Origin of the sequence: Ensifer sp. CCNWLY38 (genome assembly GCF_037120565.1) — a bacterium.
Taxonomy (GTDB): Bacteria; Pseudomonadota; Alphaproteobacteria; order Rhizobiales; family Rhizobiaceae; genus Ensifer; species Ensifer adhaerens_H.
The window spans coordinates 143,127-161,453 of record NZ_JBBBBO010000001.1 but is presented as its reverse complement, the minus strand read 5'-3'; the positions used below and the strand labels follow the sequence as shown (position 1 = coordinate 161,453).

At 62.4% G+C, this 18,327-nt stretch carries 18 protein-coding genes; 6 read left to right on the top strand and 12 right to left on the bottom strand.

Annotation, left to right across the window (positions count from 1 at the left end; translation table 11 throughout):
• The first annotated feature begins 300 nt into the window (after positions 1 to 300).
• Together V7S54_RS00815 and V7S54_RS00810 are read left to right on the top strand one after the other, a co-directional pair.
• On the top strand, positions 301 to 1,140 hold the full coding sequence (locus V7S54_RS00815; RefSeq protein ID WP_336407963.1) for a DNA adenine methylase: 840 nt from the start codon (positions 301 to 303) through the stop codon (positions 1,138 to 1,140).
• A gap of 455 nt (positions 1,141 to 1,595) precedes the next feature.
• Positions 1,596 to 2,009: a hypothetical protein gene (locus tag V7S54_RS00810; RefSeq protein WP_065372826.1), complete on the top strand. Its 414-nt coding sequence runs from the start codon at positions 1,596 to 1,598 to the stop codon at positions 2,007 to 2,009.
• 77 nt (positions 2,010 to 2,086) lie between these two features.
• On the opposite strand, the gene V7S54_RS00805 is transcribed toward V7S54_RS00810, so the two are convergent.
• On the bottom strand, positions 2,087 to 2,266 hold the full coding sequence (locus tag V7S54_RS00805; RefSeq protein WP_065372825.1) for a hypothetical protein: 180 nt from the start codon (positions 2,264 to 2,266) through the stop codon (positions 2,087 to 2,089).
• A gap of 514 nt (positions 2,267 to 2,780) precedes the next feature.
• Between V7S54_RS00805 and V7S54_RS00800 the strand changes: the two genes are divergently transcribed.
• Positions 2,781 to 2,924, top strand: a complete 144-nt coding sequence (locus V7S54_RS00800; protein ID WP_176707513.1) for a hypothetical protein — start codon at positions 2,781 to 2,783, stop codon at positions 2,922 to 2,924.
• 20 nt (positions 2,925 to 2,944) lie between these two features.
• Here the strand turns inward: V7S54_RS00800 and V7S54_RS00795 are convergent, their stop codons facing one another.
• From V7S54_RS00795 to V7S54_RS00775, 5 genes are all read right to left on the bottom strand, one after another.
• Entirely contained in the window at positions 2,945 to 3,139 is a 195-nt protein-coding gene (locus V7S54_RS00795; protein WP_065372587.1) for a hypothetical protein, read from the bottom strand.
• A 136-nt stretch (positions 3,140 to 3,275) separates the two neighbouring features.
• Complete coding sequence (gene cysN / locus V7S54_RS00790) at positions 3,276 to 4,781, bottom strand: sulfate adenylyltransferase subunit CysN (RefSeq protein WP_065372586.1); 1,506 nt, start codon at positions 4,779 to 4,781, stop codon at positions 3,276 to 3,278.
• Positions 4,781 to 5,734 carry a sulfate adenylyltransferase subunit CysD gene (cysD, locus tag V7S54_RS00785; protein WP_065372585.1) on the bottom strand — a complete coding sequence of 318 codons (954 nt, stop codon included), beginning with the start codon at positions 5,732 to 5,734 and terminating at the stop codon, positions 4,781 to 4,783. Before cysD ends, cysN begins: the two co-directional genes overlap by 1 nt.
• Before the next feature lie 43 nt (positions 5,735 to 5,777).
• Positions 5,778 to 6,536 (bottom strand): phosphoadenylyl-sulfate reductase, encoded by a 759-nt coding sequence (locus V7S54_RS00780; RefSeq protein WP_065372584.1) that lies wholly within the window; start codon positions 6,534 to 6,536, stop codon positions 5,778 to 5,780.
• A 241-nt stretch (positions 6,537 to 6,777) separates the two neighbouring features.
• Positions 6,778 to 8,682: a HAMP domain-containing methyl-accepting chemotaxis protein gene (locus tag V7S54_RS00775; protein ID WP_336407962.1), complete on the bottom strand. Its 1,905-nt coding sequence runs from the start codon at positions 8,680 to 8,682 to the stop codon at positions 6,778 to 6,780.
• Positions 8,683 to 9,064: 382 nt separating this feature from the next.
• Between V7S54_RS00775 and V7S54_RS00770 the strand changes: the two genes are divergently transcribed.
• On the top strand, positions 9,065 to 9,454 hold the full coding sequence (locus V7S54_RS00770; protein ID WP_065372582.1) for a DUF6152 family protein: 390 nt from the start codon (positions 9,065 to 9,067) through the stop codon (positions 9,452 to 9,454).
• Positions 9,451 to 9,930 carry a DUF2214 domain-containing protein gene (locus V7S54_RS00765; protein WP_065372581.1) on the top strand — a complete coding sequence of 160 codons (480 nt, stop codon included), beginning with the start codon at positions 9,451 to 9,453 and terminating at the stop codon, positions 9,928 to 9,930. The genes V7S54_RS00770 and V7S54_RS00765 overlap by 4 nt, the downstream gene beginning before the upstream one ends.
• Positions 9,931 to 9,938: 8 nt before the next feature.
• On the opposite strand, the gene V7S54_RS00760 is transcribed toward V7S54_RS00765, so the two are convergent.
• From V7S54_RS00760 to betI, 6 genes are all read right to left on the bottom strand, one after another.
• Positions 9,939 to 10,574: a flavodoxin family protein gene (locus V7S54_RS00760; protein ID WP_065372580.1), complete on the bottom strand. Its 636-nt coding sequence runs from the start codon at positions 10,572 to 10,574 to the stop codon at positions 9,939 to 9,941.
• A gap of 263 nt (positions 10,575 to 10,837) precedes the next feature.
• On the bottom strand, positions 10,838 to 11,734 hold the full coding sequence (locus V7S54_RS00755) for a sigma-70 family RNA polymerase sigma factor (RefSeq protein WP_065372824.1): 897 nt from the start codon (positions 11,732 to 11,734) through the stop codon (positions 10,838 to 10,840).
• Between the two features lie 338 nt (positions 11,735 to 12,072).
• Positions 12,073 to 13,722 carry a choline dehydrogenase gene (gene betA / locus V7S54_RS00750; RefSeq protein ID WP_065372579.1) on the bottom strand — a complete coding sequence of 550 codons (1,650 nt, stop codon included), beginning with the start codon at positions 13,720 to 13,722 and terminating at the stop codon, positions 12,073 to 12,075.
• Positions 13,723 to 13,938: 216 nt separating this feature from the next.
• Positions 13,939 to 15,402 carry a betaine-aldehyde dehydrogenase gene (gene betB / locus V7S54_RS00745; RefSeq protein ID WP_065372578.1) on the bottom strand — a complete coding sequence of 488 codons (1,464 nt, stop codon included), beginning with the start codon at positions 15,400 to 15,402 and terminating at the stop codon, positions 13,939 to 13,941.
• A 1-nt stretch (position 15,403) separates the two neighbouring features.
• A complete protein-coding gene (betC, locus tag V7S54_RS00740) occupies positions 15,404 to 16,939 on the bottom strand; it encodes a choline-sulfatase (RefSeq protein ID WP_065372577.1) in 1,536 nt (511 codons plus the stop codon).
• 14 nt (positions 16,940 to 16,953) lie between these two features.
• Positions 16,954 to 17,538, bottom strand: a complete 585-nt coding sequence (gene betI, locus V7S54_RS00735) for a transcriptional regulator BetI (protein WP_065372576.1) — start codon at positions 17,536 to 17,538, stop codon at positions 16,954 to 16,956.
• Between the two features lie 146 nt (positions 17,539 to 17,684).
• Between betI and V7S54_RS00730 the strand changes: the two genes are divergently transcribed.
• On the top strand, positions 17,685 to 18,233 hold the full coding sequence (locus V7S54_RS00730) for an HdeD family acid-resistance protein (protein WP_065372575.1): 549 nt from the start codon (positions 17,685 to 17,687) through the stop codon (positions 18,231 to 18,233).
• Positions 18,234 to 18,327 lie beyond the last annotated feature (94 nt).

The window sequence follows — 18,327 nt, the reverse complement described above, 5'->3', positions numbered from 1 at the left end:
TCATCAACATGGCGTGGACAATTAGGCCGCAAAACGCCCGAATGAAATCCGGGGGGATGGCGTGAGACAGTCCCGCGCTACCAATTTAAGTCGGTGCCAACAGGGGCGCCATTTCTAAGATTGGCCGGAGAGCATCTGCCCTCCGGCCTTTGGCTGCCCGGCCACGGGTGGTCGCAGCCCTGAGGCTGCAACGGCGGAGCTGATTGGCGTCGTTCCCGCCCGGCAATCCTAACGGATCATTGCCACACCCGCTGCCTGCGCAGGCGCTCGGCGGTGTGCCAGAAAAAATGGTCCTCGACAATGCAAGACAGTTTTCAGTTCACGGCCGTTCGGCCCGTGTCCCCGCCGGCGGCTTACCTCGGCGGCAAGAAGCAACTCGCGGCGCGCATCGCCTCGATGATCGAGCAGATTCCGCATTCGCTCTATGCCGAGCCATTCGTCGGCATGGGTGGCGTGTTTCTGCGCCGATCGCTGATCCCGAAGGCGGAAGTCATCAACGATCGCTCCGGCGACGTAATCACACTCTTTCGCATCCTGCAGCGGCACTACCCGCAATTCATGGAGGTGATAAAGTTCCAGCTCACGTCTCGCCGCGAGTTTGAGCGGCTCGCGGCGACCGATCCGTCGACGTTGACGGATCTCGAACGCGCCGCGCGCTTCCTTTATCTTCAGCGTCTGGCGTTCGGCGGCAAGATCACCGGAAGGACGTTCGGTGTCGATACGAGCGGACCGGCCAGGTTCAACATCGGCCGGCTCGGCATCGTCTTGGAGGAAGTGCATGAGCGCTTGAGTGGCGTGGTGATCGAGAACCTCGACTGGCGGGACTTCATCGAGAGATACGACCGGCAGGGCGTACTCTTCTACCTGGACCCGCCATACTTCGGCAATGAGGGTGACTATGGCAAGGGTGCCTTTAACCGCGCGCGGTTTGCAGAGATGGCGGATCGGTTGGCAACCATCAAGGGGCGCTTCATGATCTCGCTCAACGACCGACCAGAAGTCCGTGAGGTCTTTTCAGCGTTTCCGATTGTGCGTGTTGACCTGACTTATACGGTCGCCGGCGGGGTGGGGAAGGAAGTTGGGGAGGTAGTGATTATGGACGGCAAAGAGCCGGCAGTGGCTAATCTACCAGTTTCTTAGGCCTGCCGTAATGACGGGGTCGAGCGTTCGATACGTTTTCCCGAAATTCGGCCGTTTGCGGACCGTTTGCGGACCGTTTCGATGGACAGAATGAGAACAGAATAGAACGGAGGGGGATCGCATAGCCCGGAAAACATGGGTTTTCGCGAAGCCTCCTCCGTTCGGGACGTGGGGGTCGCAAGTTCGAATCTTGCCACTCCGACCAGCCAAATCAATCCTTTACCCGATCATTCCCGTGCATACCGCTCGGCGCCGCACCGTATGCGCTTGCGCTTTGCGCGCCTGTTCCGGCGTCCATCTTTACGCCCGCTCATCCTCCATCTTAGCCGTTCGTCGCTCCCTTCAAGCCGTTGGTCGAATAGCCGTGCATTCGGGCGCGCGTGGCCTGTCTGCGCGAAGGCGAAGGTTCTAGGTTCCCGTCATTCGATCAATGACGACGAGGAACGGGAATGTCGATCAAGCATCTATCGATTGCAGCGGTTCTGCTTCTGGCCGGCCATTCGGTGGCGGCGGCGCAGAGCTGCGAGAAGAATTTCAAGGCTTCGGGCGTGCCGCTGGTGACGCCCGTCTATTACAAGACCTGGCAGGAGTTTCCGAAGCTGAAGCCCGAGGCCGCCTTGCAGCGGATGGCGCGGGGTGTCGCGGCGGAAGGATTTTCGGGAATCGAGATCAACAAGTCGCTCGGGACCATCGAAGCCTATCAGGATACCGCCGGCTCCGGACGGCTGCAGACGCTGCGCGTCGTTGCCCGCAAGCGCGGTTCAGGCACGCGGGTTGATGCGATGTTCGATATTCAGGTGGGGCAGGTGACCACCAAACAGGTGGTGCAGGAGGGGCTCTGCAACATCATCCGCTCCGCAGTCGAGTAAGGACCAGGCGGGCGCAACGGACAGGCACCGGCAGGAGAGCGTTTCCATCATCGATACGGCAACGCTCCGCCCGCTTGTCAGCCCTGCCTTTCGAGCGTCTTTAGCGTCGATTGGGCAGCGGCCTGCGCTTGCAGCATCGACGTGAAATTGCCCTGGGCGGGATAGGTGACGCCGCGATATTTGATGACGAAGCACCATTTGCCGTTGATGCGTTTCTCGACCTTCACGGTGGTTTCCGGTTGCTTGTCCGTGCTCACCTTTTCGTCTCCCTGATTCGGCGCATCGTTGCGCGAAAGTCGTCCAGATACGCCGGAGAGGTCGGTTCTGTCCATCGATACGCCGCATACATGGGGCGCTGTGGCGGGGGAGAGGCCAGGGATGACTGCGCATGCCGGGCAGGAACCTTGCTGCCGGTCCACGGTCAGGCGGACTGTCCCACAACGTCCAGGAACGGTGAAACAGCCCTATCGATCCTCATGATCGACGCGCCAACTTACGAATGCGGAGACGGATGAAAAGGTGCGATCTGTGCGATTTCGGGTCAAGGTGAAGCGATTGCCAGCCCTGTCCCGTTTTGGGACGGTGCCGGCTTCAGGGCGTCGGAGAGCCTCCCGCAGGGAGCAGATCCAACAGCGCCGGATCACGCTTGCACCAGCAATACGCAGCTTTATTGTTCACTTTGAAACGACGTGTTCACGGAATGATGTCTTATCAACGTGAACAATCAGGGCGATATTTCTATCAACACTTGTTCTTGCCTGAGAGGCTCAGATGTTGAAGGAACCGATACTCACCTTTCGCGAGATCGCCATATGGACAGCCATACTTGGCAGCGTCGTCGGCTATCAGCTTTGGCAGCACGCCGAACCGGCGCCGTTGACGATGGTTCTGCCGGCGATCGAGCAGCAGCTTTGATGATGAATGCCGGCAGGAGTTCACTCCTCCGGCATGCCGTTGCGCCTGGCCGCCTGCAGCAGGTCGATTTCGCCGGCAACCGGACCGAACTGGCTCTCCAGTCGCTCGGCTTCCTCCGCATCGAGCCGATACTTCCGGGCAAATGCTTCGATCGATACCATACGCCCGCGAAATCCTTTTTGCCTCGCATCCTCGCCTTGATGTTCCGTTTTCATGGTGCTTCTCCCATGCGCCAGGGAGATAGGGCGACAGACTTGTTTGAAAAGGTCCAAATCGACCGGTAGCAACCGCGGTTTCAGCAACGAAAAAGGGGCCTTGGTCGGGCCCCTTTTTTTGTGCTGCGGCTGTCGATCAGCCGTCGATATCGTCGATGATCTCGACCGCCTTGCCGGCGCTTACGCGTCGGACTTCGGCCTCCTCGCGGCGGCCCGCGAAGAGTTCGGTCGCCATCAGCTGGTCGGCGAGGTCCGCCGGCAGCGAGAGGATGACGCGGGCGTCTTCCGTGTGGATGCCGCCGAGTGCCGAGCGCTTGGCCGTAATCATGCCGCCAGCCACCGTGTTGTTGGTGTCCGGGTCGATCAGGATGAAGGCGCCGGTGGTGCGGTTCTGCTCGTAGGTGTCGAAGATCGCCTGTTCGTCGAAGGCGAGATGCACCTTGCCGATGGCGTTCATCGGCAGCTGCTCGGCATGGTTCCACTTGCCGGTCTGAAGGTCGAGCTGGCTTGCCGGCTGGATCTGGACGCGCTGGCGGCGGCTGCCGCTCTTCAGCCAGTAGCGCTTGCCCGGCTGGATGCCTTCCGGCTGCAGGGCAACGAGCTGGGCATCGAAGGCAAGGCCGGTCAGCGGCTGGCTGTCGATCGCCACGATCATGTCGCCGCGCGACACGTCCACCTGGCGGTCGAGCACGAGCGTGATCGCGTCGCCGGCAACGGCGGCGTTGCGCACGAGGTCGAAGGTGACGATCTTGGTGACGTTGGCCACCATGCCGGAGGGCAGGATGACGACGCTGTCGCCCGGTTTCACCGAGCCGCCGGCAACCGTGCCCTGATAGCCGCGGAAGCTTTCGCCGGGCCGCGAGACGCGCTGCACCGGCAGGCGGAAGCCGACGGTCTGGGCCGAACGGGTGGTTGCCAGTTCCAGCACCTCGATCAGCGTCGGGCCGTCATACCAGGGCATGGAGGCGCGACCGTCATAGACGACATTCTCGCCCTTCAGAGCGGAGACGGGAATAGAGGTGACCTGGCGCACGCCAAGCGACAATGCCAGTTCCCGGAACTCGTGGTTGATCTCTTCGAAGCGGGCGCGATCGTAGTCGGTCAGGTCGATCTTGTTGACCGCCAGCACGAACTGCTTGATGCCCATCAGCGTCGCGATCGTCGCGTGCCGGCGGGTCTGTTCGAGCAGGCCGACGCGGGCGTCGACGAGCAGCACGGCGAGGTCGGCGGTCGAGGCGCCCGTTGCCATGTTGCGGGTATATTGCTCGTGGCCGGGCGTGTCGGCGACGATGAAGGAGCGCTTGTCGGTCGAGAAATAGCGATAGGCGACATCAATGGTGATGCCCTGTTCGCGCTCGGCCTGCAGGCCATCGAGGAGCAGCGCGAAGTCGGGCAGGCCGAGATCGTTCTGCTTGCCGTTGGAATCGCGCTGGAGCGTCGCGGCCTGGTCTTCCTTGACCGCCTTGGTGTCCCAGAGCAGGCGACCGATCAGCGTCGACTTGCCGTCGTCAACCGAGCCGCAGGTGATCAGGCGAAGCGGGCGGCTGTCACGCGTGGCGCGCGCCGGCTCCTGCGCCGGGAAGGCCAGAACCTCGCCGGCAGCAACGTGCTCAACGGCATTCGCGGTTGCGGGAGCAGTCATCAGAAATATCCTTCGCGTTTTTTCTTTTCCATCGAGCCGGACTGGTCGCGGTCGATGGCGCGGCCCTGGCGTTCGGATACGGTCGCGGTTTCGAGTTCGGAGATGATGTCGTCGAGCGTCGTCGCGCTGGAGCGGATGGCGCCGGTCAGCGGGAAGCAGCCGAGGGTGCGGAAGCGGATCACTTCCTCGCGCTTGGTTTCGCCCGGAAGCAGTTCGAGGCGCGGGTCTTCGGCAAGGATCATCATGCCGTCGCGTTCGACGATCGGGCGCTTCTCAGCGAAGTAAAGCGGCACGATCGGAATCTCTTCTGCCTGGATGTAGCGCCAGATGTCGACTTCGGTCCAGTTGGAGAGCGGGAAGGCGCGCACGCTTTCGCCCTTGCGGATCATGCCGTTATAGACGTTCCAGAGTTCCGGACGCTGGTTGCGCGGATCCCAGCGATGATCCGGCGTGCGGAACGAGTAGATGCGTTCCTTGGCACGGCTTGCTTCCTCGTCGCGCCGCGCGCCGCCGAAGGCCGCGTCGAACTGGCCGGCGTCGAGCGCCTGGCGCAGCGCCTCGGTCTTCATGATGTCGGTATAGAGCGCCGAACCGTGGGTGAAGGGCGTGACGTTCTCGGATGCACCGCGCGGGTTGATGTGCTCGATCAGGTCGAGGTCGTAGCGCTCGACGATCTCGTTGCGAAACGTGATCATCTCGGCAAACTTCCAGCCGGTGTTGACGTGCAACAGCGGGAAGGGCACGCGGCCGGGATAGAAGGCCTTACGGGCGAGGTGCAGCAGCACCGAGGAGTCCTTGCCGATCGAGTAGAGCATGACCGGGCGTTCGAACTCGGCGGCCACTTCGCGGAAGATGTGGATCGCTTCGTTCTCGAGTGCCTTCAGATGCGGATCGAGCGGCGGCTTGGCGCTCTGCGGATTGTGCAGTTCCGTTTCCGGATGGATATGGGGCATTTCAGTCTCCGGGAGGATTTGTCTTCAGAGGGGCGCGCCAGCCTCAGGCGGCGCTGCTCGAATTCGGGATGATGGAACTGGCGGCAGCTTCCGGAACGTGCAGACCACATTCGCGCTTCTCGTCGTTCTCCCACCACCAGCGGCCGGCGCGCTCCGGCTCGCCGGGCTTGATGGCGCGGGTGCAGGGCTCGCAGCCGATCGACGGATAGCCGCGGGCGTGCAGCGGGTTGACCGGAACGGCATTGGCGGCGACGTAAGCGCGGATGGTTTCGATGTCCCAGTCGGCCAGCGGGTTGATCTTGATGAGGCCGCGTTCGAGATCGGCTTCCGCGAACGGGGTCGACGCGCGATTGCCCGACTGGCCGCGGCGCAGGCCGGTGATCCAGAAGGTTGCCCCTTCGAGCGCGCGCGCAAGCGGCTTTAGCTTGCGCACGTCACAACAGGCATGCCGGGCCTCGACGCTCTCGTAAAAGCCGTTGAGGCCATAGCGCGCCGCGTAGGCGTCGACGTCGGCCTGCTCCGGATGGTAGCGCTTGATCAGGATCCCGTAGGTTTCCTCGGTCTTGTCGATCAGGGCGACCGTCTCGTTGAACAGGCGCCCGGTCTCCAGTGTCGCGACATTGATGGACAGCTTGTTCTCGCCGATGGCCGCGGTAATCACCTGATCCTCGATGCCGAGCGAGGTCGTGAAGACGGCCTGCCCTTCAAGGCTTGCGACAAGAGCCAGCCGGCCGGCGAAATCCAGGCCTTCGAGCGTCTCGTTCAGTGCCTTGGCAGTGGTTTCGAGGGATGGCGTGGTCATGGTTGCGTCCTGTTCCAACTTGGTCGGAATATCGCAGCCCAATGTGACAATGAACAGAAATAGCGGTTTCTAATGCTCTTTGTTTGGAGCAAATCTGCCTCTCAGAACGAAAGGCAGCGAAAAACCGAATATAGACTAGTAAATTACTAGATTTTATACTGTATGGCGACGACGGCAACCCTTAAAGAGGAGGCGCGAACCTTGCGGGCCCGCGCCTCCAGCCAAGGGGAGAGCCAGACCGTCAGAACTCTGCCCAGCCGGCCTCCTGTGCCTGCGGGGCACTGCGATAGGCCGTGGCGAGTTTGCGGCTCAAGGCGCGTGCGGGCGAGGGGGCAGCAATCTCGCTCGTCACGAGGCGTGGTGCCGCCGCTTGGCCGTTGCCCGTCTTGAAGCGCATCAGCAGATCGTTGAGCGCGCCGGCCTCGCGGGCGAGGCTATGGCTCGCGGCGGTCGATTGCTCCACCATGGCCGCGTTCTGCTGCGTTCCCTGGTCGATAGCATTCACCGCCGTATTGATCTGCTGGATGCCGGCGGCCTGTTCGCGGGCGCTTTCGACGATCGCCGTCACGTGGCTGCTGATCTCCTTGACCTCGGTGATGATGCTTTCGAGCGCCGTACCGGTCTCGCGCACCAGCGTGACGCCGGATTTGACCTGCTGGCCAGATGTGGCGATCAGCACCTTGATCTCCTTGGCGGCCTGCGCCGAGCGCTGGGCGAGCTCGCGCACCTCCTGGGCGACGACGGCAAAGCCCTTGCCGGCTTCGCCCGCGCGAGCCGCCTCGACGCCGGCATTCAGCGCCAGGAGGTTCGTCTGAAAAGCGATGTCGTCGATGACGCCGATGATGCTGGAGATCTCCCGCGACGAGGCTTCGATGCCGCTCATGGCCGTGACCGCATTGCCGACGATCTCGCCGGATTTCTCTGCCGCACCGCGGGTGCGCGTCACCAAGGTGCCTGCCTCCTCCGCACGCCGGCTGGCATCCGCCACGGTGGTCGCGATCTGGTCCAGTGCAGCCGCCGTTTCCTCGACCGAAGCCGCCTGCTGTTCTGTGCGCTTGGAAAGGTCACCGGCCGCAGAGCGGATTTCGCTGGCGCCAGCATTGATGCTGCGGGCGTTCTCGCCGACCGAGCGCAGCGCATCTTCGAGATTGGTGACGGAGCTGTTGAAGTTCGTGCGCAGCGCGTCGAGCCGTTCGGCAAGCGGCGTGCCGATGCGATAGGTGAGGTCGCCTTCCGCCAGCCGGTCGAGACCGAAGCCGAGCGCATTGACCGCGGTCTGGATCTCTGCAGCTTCTTTGGCCTTCTGCGCCTCGCGTTGCTCGCGTTCGCGTTCGGAAAGTGTTCGACCCGCCTCCGCTTCCTGCTCGAGCCGCTGGCGTTCGGCCGCATTGTCGAGGAAGACAGCGACGGCACCCGCCATCTGGCCGATCTCGTCACGACGACCTTCGCCGAAGATCGTGGTCTTGAGGTTGCCGGCGGCAAGCTGGCGCATGGCCTCGCGCAACATCGTCAGCGGCCGGAAGAGGCCCGAGACGACGAACCAGACTGTTGCCCCGAGAAGCGCGATGGCAAAGGCGCCGATCATGACCTGCCAGCGTGTCAGGGTGTCTTTCTCCACCTTGGCCGCCTCCAGCTCGTGGTTGGCTTCGGCGAGCTGGAGCTTGACCAGGGCGCCGATCGGTTCGGCCAGCGGATCGATGGCCGCGTAAAGGCGGCTGTCGATAAACCGGCCGAACCCGGCGATGTCCTGTCGATCGATGATCTCGAGCATGTCCCTGACCGCCTGCTCGCTGCCGACGCGGGCGGCGTCAAAGGTCTTCGCGAGCTTCTTTTCCTCAGGCGTCATTCTCGTTGCTTCATAGGCCCGCCATTGTTCATCGATGGTGGCAAGCGCCGCGTTGATCTTCTCCTTGCCGTCAGCCCACCCAAGCGCGCCGCTTCGCATCTTGTGGGTCGTATCGACGATTTCGACGGCATACATGTCGGCGACGGTATCGAGCTGCGCCACCGGCAACAGCCGGTCGGCAACGATCGTTTCGGTGCGCTTGGAGATCGATGTCATCGCATTGAAAGCCGTGACGATCATGACCAGCATGGCGACGGCGAGCAGGGACAAACACACGAGCAGGCGTGCTTTGATTGTCATGAAAAACGCTCCTCGGTTGCCCGCAAGGCAAATTGTCCTCGGCCGGTGACCGCGGACAAGGCCGCATGGTCATCGGGAAGCGAGCTCGCCTTGGCAGGGAGTGATGACGATGATGGGATGGAGCACGCGTCACTACGCGGCGAAACTGCCCTCATGGCACGTTCGCCCAGCGTTCACTCCGTCTCATCTAGACATAACAACCGGAGATTAAGAATGGCTAAATTTTAAGGTGTTGAATTATGTTCGCGCAACCCTTGGTCATCGCAACCGCAGGAGGCGGTTGAATGGTGATGCTCAAGAAGTGTTGAAGACCACGTGCTTCCGCAAATTCATCTTCCGGCGCAAGCTGCCGGTTCTCCAAAACAGGCGAAGGAGAAGGCAGATGTTGAAGGGCATTTCACGCCGTAGCGTCACGGCGGGCATCATGACGGTGCTTCTTGCCACCAGCACTTACGCCCATCATGGGTGGTCCTGGGCCGAGGCCGACCAGATCGAGCTCAAGGGTACCATACGCGACATTTCGATGGCGCCGCCACATCCGACGCTACAGGTCGAAACCGAAAAGGACGGGCTCTGGCGTGTCGAGTTGGGCAACCCCAGACAGACGGAGCGATCCGGCTTCGTCGAAGGTGTCGCCAAGGTCGGCGATCAGATCGTGGTCCTGGGCAATCGCTCGCTTGATCCGAACGAGAAGCGCATGAAGGCGGTGCGCGTGACGGTGGCCGGCAAGACTTTCGACATTTATCCGGAACGTATCCGGACCGGCGGATGAGTGCGGCGGAGCTGCTGGAGTGGCTCGCCGCGTGGCCGCTGGCATCGGCGATGCGGCGATCGGCGATCCTGTACCTCGTCGTCAACGCGGCCCACATCCTGGCGATCGGGCTGCTGATCGGCGCCATCGTGCCGTTGGATTTACGGTTGCTCGGTTTCTTCGGCCACACCTCGCTTGAAGTGCTCGGACCGTTTCTGTCGCGTGCGGCGGCAGTTGGCTTAGCATTGGCGATCACCACTGGCTTCTGCCTCTTCAGCGTGCGCCCCGCGGCCTATGTCACGAATGCTGCCTTTCTCGCAAAGATCGCTCTGCTGGGGATCGGTGCCGTCAACGCTGTCAGTGTGCATATGGGCGGCGCATGGGGGGCCGCCGTAAACGGCGGCCCGGTCTCATGGCGTCTTCGCATCCCGGCAGCCGTCTCGCTGACGGTGTGGCCGGCAGCGCTTCTGGCTGGGCGCTGGATCGGCTTCCTTTGACGCCGATACTATCGGTCGCTTGCCGTTCTCCACGTGGGGAGAGCCGGCTCCTGCTCGACCGTTCTGCCGCGCACGAACTGCAGCGTCGCTTCGGCCACCCGTTGCCCGAGATGCCTTGCGGTGGCGAGATCGGATTGCGGCGGGGCGAGATCGGCGCCCTGGTCGACATTCGACTGGGCACCCGCACCCAGCCAGAAGCCTAACCGGTTGAGATCGTCGGGCGATCCTGTGGTCGAGTGGTTGGCCGGCGGCAGATCGAGGTTGATCCAGTGCATGCCGTGCTGGGCAGCAAAGAGCGCAAGTTGCATCAGCGTCGCGAGCTTGTCGCCGGAAGCGGTTCCCGAATTGGTGAAGCCAGCGGCGATCTTGTCTTTCCAGAGATAGCCTTTGGCCATCACCGCGTTCGAACTTGCCTCCTGGAAAGATTTGAACGCGGCTGATGGACCCCCGACATAGGTTGGTGTGCCGAAGATGATCGCCTCGACCGAGAGCAGATCGTTCCACCGGTCCGGTGCTTCGTCGACGGTCAAGAGCAGGCATTGCGTGCCGTCGACCCGCTCGATTCCGGCTTTGATGGCTTCCGCCTGACGTGCGGTGTGGCCGTAGCCGCTGTGATAGATAACGGCGATGCATATGTTGCTCATGGTTTGGTCTCCATTGGTTTTGGGTGATGGATCTGCAGCGCGCGAGCGAAGACGCGCGCCTGCGGCGCGTTGCACGTTGAAGGGAACGCTGGTCAGGATCGGTTGATGGGGCGGTGGGCTCTACAGCGCCGCGCGTCTTATGAGACGCGCAAAGGTCGCTGTAGCACTTTGACTTGCTGCATGTTTTTATCCTTAAATCGGCGACGATTTAGGGAAACAGGCAGTAGCGTTCGCGTGATCGTCAGGACGCAGTCACATGTCGTTCAATGAACGGCGTGACCATCGAACTGCCGCAGCGCATCCGGGAAATGTTTGAGCTTCTCCGGATTGCGCGTGACATAGATGGCGGTGATCCGGTCCTGCTCGATCTCAAGGGCGGTGGTCTGCAGCCGGCCCCCTTCTTCGATGGTGATGAAACCGGGTAGCCCGTTGATGAAGTCGTAGCGCACGAGTCGCGACATCGTTTCTGCAAAGATCAGAGCCAGCGACGCATGGAGTTTCATGACCTTGTCGAAGCCCATGATTGGCCGTCTCGGCGCCGCTGTCTTGCCGCCGCCGTCGGCATAGACGATCGCCTCCGTTGCGAGCAGCGAGCGAAGCTGCTGCATGTCCCCGCTGCGCGAGGCCGCGAAGAAAGCGCAGGCGATTTCGAGGCCCTGTTCCCGGGGCATGACAAAGCGGCGACGAGCACTGCGGATATTGACACGGGCGCGGCTGGCAAGTTGACGGCAGGTCGCCGGTTTGCGGTTGAGCGTCTCGCCGATTTCATCGAAGCTGACGCCGAAGACGTCGTGCAACAGAAACGCGGCCCTTTCGAGCGGCGACAGGCGCTCCAGCGCCATCATCAGTGGCAAGGTGATGTCGTCGAGGTCGTCGTTTTCCTCGACGACCGGTTCCGGCAGCCATGGTCCGACATAGGTCTCGCGTCGACGCCGCGCCGACTTCAACTGATCGAGGCAAAGTCGCATCACGATGCGGCGCAGGAAGGCTGACGAATCCTTGACGGCAGTGCGGTCGGCGTCGAGCCAGCGCAGGAATGCCTCCTGGACAACATCCTCGGCTTCGCTGACCGAACCCAGCATCCGATAGGCGATGCGGATCAGTCGGGGACGCAGCGGCTCGAAGGTCGTTCTGACGTCTTCGTCGGTCATCTCGGCCATCACGATCCCCATCGCCGTTCGAGGCAATCGGCTATGGCATAGCCGGCACGCGCGAGGAGCCATGATGGCATTGCCGCTGCGGTAGCGGCAAGCAAGTCCAGCCTCGGTGTCATGTTCGTCTCCTTCATCTCGGGCACTCGAGAAGACAGGACGAGATACCGTCGGCGAACGTGACATGCCGCAGACATTGCAGCTGTCGAATGCGAGGAAAACGTGCCGCCTAGAGCATCCGCTTTCAAGTGGAATCACTGAAAGCGGATGAGATGCTCTAGAATCAAAGTGCCAGAGCGTCCTTAGTGCGTTCGTCTGAACGCACGGCGCTCTGGTGCATGCGATCCTTATCGGTCGCTGACCTCCCAGCGTGGGTTGACCCACGGCTCCTGGTTGGAGCGCGCCAGCGGCTGCTTGCCGAGAATGTGGTCGGCTGCCTTTTCGCCGGTCATGATCGAAGGGCTGTTGAGATTGCCGTAGGTCACATGTGGGAAGATCGAGCTGTCGGCGACGCGCAACCCGTCGACGCCGATGACGCGGGTCTCCGGATCGACGACGGCCATCGGATCATCTTTCGCGCCCATCTTGCAGGTACCGCAGGGATGGTAGGCGCTTTCCAGATGTTCGCGCAGGAACTCGTCGATCTCTTCGTCCGACTGCACCTTCTCGCCCGGTTGGATTTCCGGCCCGCGATAGTGGTCGAAAGCCTTCTGGCCGAAGATCTCGCGGGTGAGGCGCACGCAGTGGCGGAACTTCTCCCAGTCCTCCGGATGGCTCATATAGTTGAAGCGGATGACCGGATCGGCCATCGGGTCGGAGGAGCGCAGCGTGACGTTGCCGCGCGACTTGGAGAGGTTGTAGCCGACGTGCACCTGGAAGCCGTGGGTGTTGGCGGCCGCCTTGCCGTCGTAGCTGATCGCCACCGGCAGGAAGTGGTACTGGATATCCGGCTGCTTGACGCCGGGGGCGGAGCGCAGGAAGGCGCAGGCCTCGAACTGGTTGGAGATGCCGAGGCCCTTCTTGAAGAACAGCCATTGCGCGCCGGCGACCCCCTGCCAGAACCAGGGCAGCCAGGAATAGAGCGACACCGGCTTGGTCGAAATCTGCTGGAAATAGAACTCCATGTGGTCCTGCAGGTTCTGGCCGACGCCGGGGCGGTCGACCTTCACCTCGATACCCATGTCCTTGAGGTGCTGTGCCGGACCAATGCCCGAGAGCATCAGCAGTTTCGGCGAATTGAACGACGATGCCGAGACGATCACCTCACGGTTCGCCTTGACGATCTCGATCTTGCCGCCGCGCTCGATCTCGACCCCGGTCGCCCGGCCGTTCTCGATGATGATCCGGCGGGCGAAGCAGCGCACGAGCGAGACGTTCTGCCGTTTCATTGCCGGCTTCAGGTAGGCGTTCGCCGCCGACCAGCGCCGGCCCTGCCAGACGGTCTGCTCCATCAGCCCGAAGCCTTCCTGCTTCGAGCCGTTGTAATCGTCGGTGAGTTCGAAACCGGCCTGTTGGCCCGCTTCGATGAAGGCGTGGAACAGCGGGTTGTGGACCGGGCCGCGCTTGACGTGCAGCGGCCCATCGGTGCCGCGCCAGCCGGCTTCCCCGCCGTGAGAATGCTCCATGCGCTTGAAATAGGGAAGCACGTCCGCATAGGCCCAGCCGCGTGCGCCGAGCTCGTCCCAGCGGTTGTAGTCTTCCGCATGGCCGCGCACATAGACGAGACCGTTGATCGATGACGAGCCGCCGATCACCTTGCCCCGCGGCGCGGTGATGCGCCGGTTGTTGAGGTTCGGCTCGGGTTCGGAGAGATAGCCCCAGTTATAGCGCTTCATACTCATCGGCCAGGCAAGCGCTGCCGGCATCTGGATGAAGGGGCCGACATCCGAGCCGCCATATTCCAGCACCAGCACCGTGTTCTTGCCGTCTTCGGACAAGCGGTAGGCGAGCGCCGAACCGGCGGAGCCGGAGCCGATGATGATGTAATCTGCCTGCATAAGCGTGGTCTTTCTCTCGCGTCTCTCGTTCCGCCTGTGCGCTTCCCCCCTCATTCCTGTGCTCGTCACAGGATTCCAGCCAAGCGACGTCCGTCGCTTGAGGACTCTTGTGCGCCACCGACGTGGCGCTGCTGGATCCCCGGAACTCGCTTCGCTCGCCCGAGGATGAGGGGTAAAACAACCGCCTCTCAATGGAGGGGCGGCCCTGTCTCATTCTCAATACGGCGCCTGCACCGGCCCCATGCCGACATAGACGGTCTTCAATTCGCTGTAGTGGTTGAGCGCAGCGACCGAGTTCTCGCGGCCGAAGCCGGACTGCTTCGAGCCGCCGAACGGGATTTCCACCGGGCAGAGATTGTAGGTGTTGATCCACAGTGTGCCCGCCTCGAGCTGGTCAACCACGCGGTGCGCGCGGGTGATGTCGGCGGTGAAGACGCCGGCGGAAAGGCCGAATTCGGTGGCATTAGCACGCGCGATCACCTCGGCCTCATCGTCGAAATCGAGCACGCACATGACCGGTCCGAAGATCTCCTCGCGCGCGATCGTCATGTCGTCGGTGACGTCGGCAAAAACCGTCGGCTGGATATAGGTGCCTTCTGCGTTGACGGCATTCGGAATGCCGCCGCCGGTCACGAGCCGCGCACCCTCGGCCTTGCCCTTCTCGATATAGGAGAAGACCTTGTCGCGCTGCGGCATCGAGACCATGGGGCCGAGCTGCGTCGCCTCGTCCATCGGGTCGCCGATGACGATTGCCTCGGTGCGGGCTTTTAGTCGGGTGAGGAACTGCTCCTTAATGCCCTTGTGCACAAAGACGCGGGTGCCGTTGGAGCAGACCTGGCCGGTCGAATAGAAATTGCCGAGCATGGCGCCGCCGATGGCGCTTTCGAGATCGGCATCGTCGAAGACGATCAGCGGCGACTTGCCGCCGAGTTCCATGGTCACGTGCTTGAGTTCGGCTGCGGCCGCACCCGCTACCTTCTTTCCTGTCGGCACCGAACCGGTCAGGGACACCTTGGCGACATCAGGGTGATTGACGAGCAGCGGCCCGGTGGTGCGGTCGCCCTGGATGACGTTGTAGAGCCCCTTCGGCAGGCCGGCTTCGACGAGGATCTCGGCGATCTTGAGCGCGCCGAGCGGGGTGTTCTCCGACGGCTTGAAGACCATGGCATTGCCGGCGGCAAGCGCCGGCGCGCCCTTCCAGCAGGCGATCTGCTGCGGATAATTCCAGGCACCGATGCCGACGCAGACGCCGAGGGCCACGCGCTTGGTATAGGCAAAGTCGCCGCCGAGCGGGATGTAATCGCCGTTGAGCGCGGTGGCGATGACGCCGCCGAAGAATTCGAAACTGTCAGCACCCGAGGTCGGGTCAGCGACGATCGTCTCCTGGATCGGCTTGCCGGTGTCGAGCGTTTCGAGTTCGGAGAGCTCACGGTTGCGCTCGCGCATGATCTCGGCAGCGCGCTTCAGAATGCGGCCGCGGGCCGTCGGGCTCATCGCCGCCCATTCCGGCTGGGCGCGCTTGGCGGCGGCAATCGCCTTTTCGACGATGGCGGGCGTTGCCGCGTGCAAGCGCGCGATCACTTCGCCGGTTGCCGGATAGATGCTCTCGATGACGGTGCCTTCGATGTCCTCGACATATTCGCCGTCGATGAAGTGCGAGGCTTGCGGTTGGGCTTTCATCTCATTCTCCTCGCGGATAGCGTTTGGATTCCTCGAGATTGTCGAGGTTCATGTGGTTGCGCATGTAGCGCTCGGATGCCTTCTGCAGCGGCTGGTGATCCCAGGGGTAATAGGCGCCGTTGCGAAGCGCCTCGTAGACCACCCAGCGCCGTGCCTGGCTTTCGCGCACGGCCGCATCGAAAGCTTCCATGTCCCAATGGGCGGCGCACATGTCGCGGAAGGCCTGCAGCGTTGTCGCCTGAACAGGTGTTTCCGGATTGGCCGCCAGATTCTTCAGTTCCAGCGGGTCGGCGTCGAGATCGTAGAGCTGATCCGGATCGAGCGCGCAGTGGATATATTTCCACTTGCCCTCGCGAATGGCGACCAGCGGCGCGTAGGAGGCCTCCGCTGCATATTCCATCAGCACCGGCTCGCTGCGCTCCTCACCGTTGATCATGGGCACGAGGCTGATGCCGTCGGTCCAGGGCTTCACCTCGTCCATGGATATGCCGGCGAGATCGGCGAGCGTCGGTGTGACGTCGAGATTGGAGGTCGGGGCCAGGTGAAGGCCGGGCGCGATCCCCGGGCCGGCAACCATCAGCGGCACCCGGGCAGAACCCTCGAAGAAGTTCATCTTGAACCACAGGCCGCGCTCGCCGAGCATGTCGCCATGATCCGAGCAGAAGAGGATCAGCGTGTCGTCGAGCATGCGGGTGCGCGTCAACGTATCCAGAAGTTCGCCGACTTTTTCGTCAAGATAGGAGATGTTGGCGAAATAGGCGCGGCGCGACCGGCGGATATTGTCCTCCGTCAGGTCGAAATTGACGTAGTCGCACGAGTGCATGATGCGTTTCGAGTGTGGGTCCTGATCCACCTCCGGCAGCATGCCGACCTCGGGTAGCAGATGTTCGCAACCCTCATAGAGATCCCAGAATTTCTTGCGCGCCACATAGGGGTCGTGCGGGTGGGTGAACGAGACCGTCAGGCACCAGGGGCGGCGCTCCGCGTCGTCGTTTTCGCGCGACAGCTGGTAGAGCTTCTGGTTGGCAAGGAAGGCGACCTCGTCGTCATATTCCATCTGGTTGGTGATCTCGGCGACGCCGGCACCGGTGACCGAGCCGAGATTGTGGTACCACCAGTCGATGCGGTCGCCGGGCTTGCGATAGTCGGGCGTCCAGCCGAAATCGGCCGGGTAGATGTCGGTCGTTAGCCGCTCCTCGAAGCCGTGCAACTGGTCCGGACCGACGAAATGCATCTTGCCCGACAGAGCCGTGTAGTAGCCGGCGCGGCGCAGATGATGTGCATAGGTCGGGATGGAGGACTGGTACTCGGCAGCGTTGTCGTAGACGCGGGTGCGGCTCGGCAATTGCCCGGCCATGAAGGAGGCGCGGGCAGGGGCGCAGAGCGGCGACGAGGTGTAGTTGTTGCGGAAGCGGGCTGAGCGCGCGGCGAGCGCTTTCAGGTTCGGCGCATGCAGGAACGCGGCCGGTCCGTCCGGAAAGAGCTTTCCGTTCAGCTGATCGACCATGATGATCAGGATGTTCGGTCTTGCGGTCATGCGGCCGTTCCCTGCTATTTGAGCCGATCGATGTGCGAGCTGACGTAGTCTTCGGTGAGCGCGATCGAGGCTTCGATGCTGATCGGCGCGGAGCGCAGACTCTGGCGGATATAAAGCCCGTCGATCATCGCAGCAGCGCCTTCGGCGATGCGTTCCGCGTCATCGTCTGCACAGAGCGCCTTAAGGCTCGCCATGAGGTTGGAGCGCAGACGCCGGGCATAGACGACGAGCAACCGTCGCACCTCCTCAGACCGTTGCGCCTCCGAATAGAAGGCGAGCCATGCGGCAATCGTATCTGGGGCGAACTGGCTTGCCTGGAAGGAGACGCGGATCAAAGCGCTCAGCCTTTCGCGCGGGCCGGCCACCGTGCGAAGCGCCGTCACCGTGTCGTCGCGCAGCTGCCGTAGAAGGCTGCGGATCGTCTCGATCAGCAATTGTTCCTTGCTGCCGAAATAGTGGTGGGCAAGGGCAGGGGAGACGCCGGCGTGGCGGGCGATCTCGGACATGGTGACGGTCAGCGTGCCCTGGTCGCCGATCACGCGAAGTGCTGCGTCCACCAGCGCCTTGCGGCGCACTGGCTCCATTCCGACCTTTGGCATCCGTCTCTCCCTTGACGGCGCTCAGTTTATTTTTGATTGACTCATCAATCAATAAAAATCTTCGGTGTTTTCGCTTCCCTTTTTCGAAGAAATCCGGCTCAATCCTCCCGGTAGCGATCCTGCGATTTGAAGGACTGGAGGTTGAAATGACCCATGCATTCGATCAGGCCGACAAGACGGCGGTTGCCCGCAAATGGGGATGGTTCGTAGCACTCGGCGTGCTGCTCATCATGTGCGGTGGTCTTGCCTTCGGCAATCTGCTGATGGCCACGGTCGCTTCGGTCTATTATGTCGGGATCATCATGCTGGTCGGCGGGCTTTTCAATCTCGCCCACGCCTTCCAGGTCAAGGGCTGGGACAGCGTGCTTTACTGGGGCTTGAGCGGCGCCTGCTATACGATCGCCGGCCTGTTTGCCTTCATCAATCCCTTGCTTGCCTCGTCCTTCCTGACCTTCGTGATGGCGATCGCCCTCATCGTCGCCGGCTGCTTCCGCATCTGGGTCGGCCTCAAGCTCAGGCCAGTACAAGGCTGGGGATGGGTGGCGCTCGGCGGTCTGGTCACGCTTGCCGCCGGCCTCATCATCGCCGCCGGCTGGCCGGTCAACAGTCTCTGGATCCTCGGCCTGTTCCTCGCCGTCGACCTAGTGATGCAGGGCCTGTCGCTGATCGCTTTCGGGGTGCTGGCGAAGGGGTAATCCACCTGCGATCTGTGGGTTGCGAGTTCAGTGCCAGGCGGTGCGAAAGTGCCAAGCTCGGTGCATTGGCCAGTCGCAGCAACTGCTCATGAAA

Excerpts from the sequence above, each read along its gene's own strand:
- betC (WP_065372577.1), bottom strand. The coding sequence starts at position 16,939 with ATGACCGCAAGACCGAACATCCTGATCATCATGGTCGATCAGCTGAAC.
- cysN (WP_065372586.1), bottom strand. The coding sequence starts at position 4,781 with ATGACTGCTCCCGCAACCGCGAATGCCGTTGAGCACGTTGCTGCCGGC.
- V7S54_RS00755 (WP_065372824.1), bottom strand. The coding sequence starts at position 11,734 with ATGGCCGAGATGACCGACGAAGACGTCAGAACGACCTTCGAGCCGCTG.
- V7S54_RS00765 (WP_065372581.1), top strand. The coding sequence starts at position 9,451 with ATGAGTGCGGCGGAGCTGCTGGAGTGGCTCGCCGCGTGGCCGCTGGCA.
- V7S54_RS00730 (WP_065372575.1), top strand. The coding sequence starts at position 17,685 with ATGACCCATGCATTCGATCAGGCCGACAAGACGGCGGTTGCCCGCAAA.
- V7S54_RS00780 (WP_065372584.1), bottom strand. The coding sequence starts at position 6,536 with ATGACCACGCCATCCCTCGAAACCACTGCCAAGGCACTGAACGAGACG.
- V7S54_RS00770 (WP_065372582.1), top strand. The coding sequence starts at position 9,065 with ATGTTGAAGGGCATTTCACGCCGTAGCGTCACGGCGGGCATCATGACG.
- cysD (WP_065372585.1), bottom strand. The coding sequence starts at position 5,734 with ATGCCCCATATCCATCCGGAAACGGAACTGCACAATCCGCAGAGCGCC.
- V7S54_RS00815 (WP_336407963.1), top strand. The coding sequence starts at position 301 with ATGCAAGACAGTTTTCAGTTCACGGCCGTTCGGCCCGTGTCCCCGCCG.
- betI (WP_065372576.1), bottom strand. The coding sequence starts at position 17,538 with ATGCCAAAGGTCGGAATGGAGCCAGTGCGCCGCAAGGCGCTGGTGGAC.
- betB (WP_065372578.1), bottom strand. The coding sequence starts at position 15,402 with ATGAAAGCCCAACCGCAAGCCTCGCACTTCATCGACGGCGAATATGTC.
- V7S54_RS00795 (WP_065372587.1), bottom strand. The coding sequence starts at position 3,139 with ATGAAAACGGAACATCAAGGCGAGGATGCGAGGCAAAAAGGATTTCGC.
- V7S54_RS00760 (WP_065372580.1), bottom strand. The coding sequence starts at position 10,574 with ATGAGCAACATATGCATCGCCGTTATCTATCACAGCGGCTACGGCCAC.
- V7S54_RS00800 (WP_176707513.1), top strand. The coding sequence starts at position 2,781 with ATGTTGAAGGAACCGATACTCACCTTTCGCGAGATCGCCATATGGACA.
- betA (WP_065372579.1), bottom strand. The coding sequence starts at position 13,722 with ATGCAGGCAGATTACATCATCATCGGCTCCGGCTCCGCCGGTTCGGCG.
- V7S54_RS00775 (WP_336407962.1), bottom strand. The coding sequence starts at position 8,682 with ATGACAATCAAAGCACGCCTGCTCGTGTGTTTGTCCCTGCTCGCCGTC.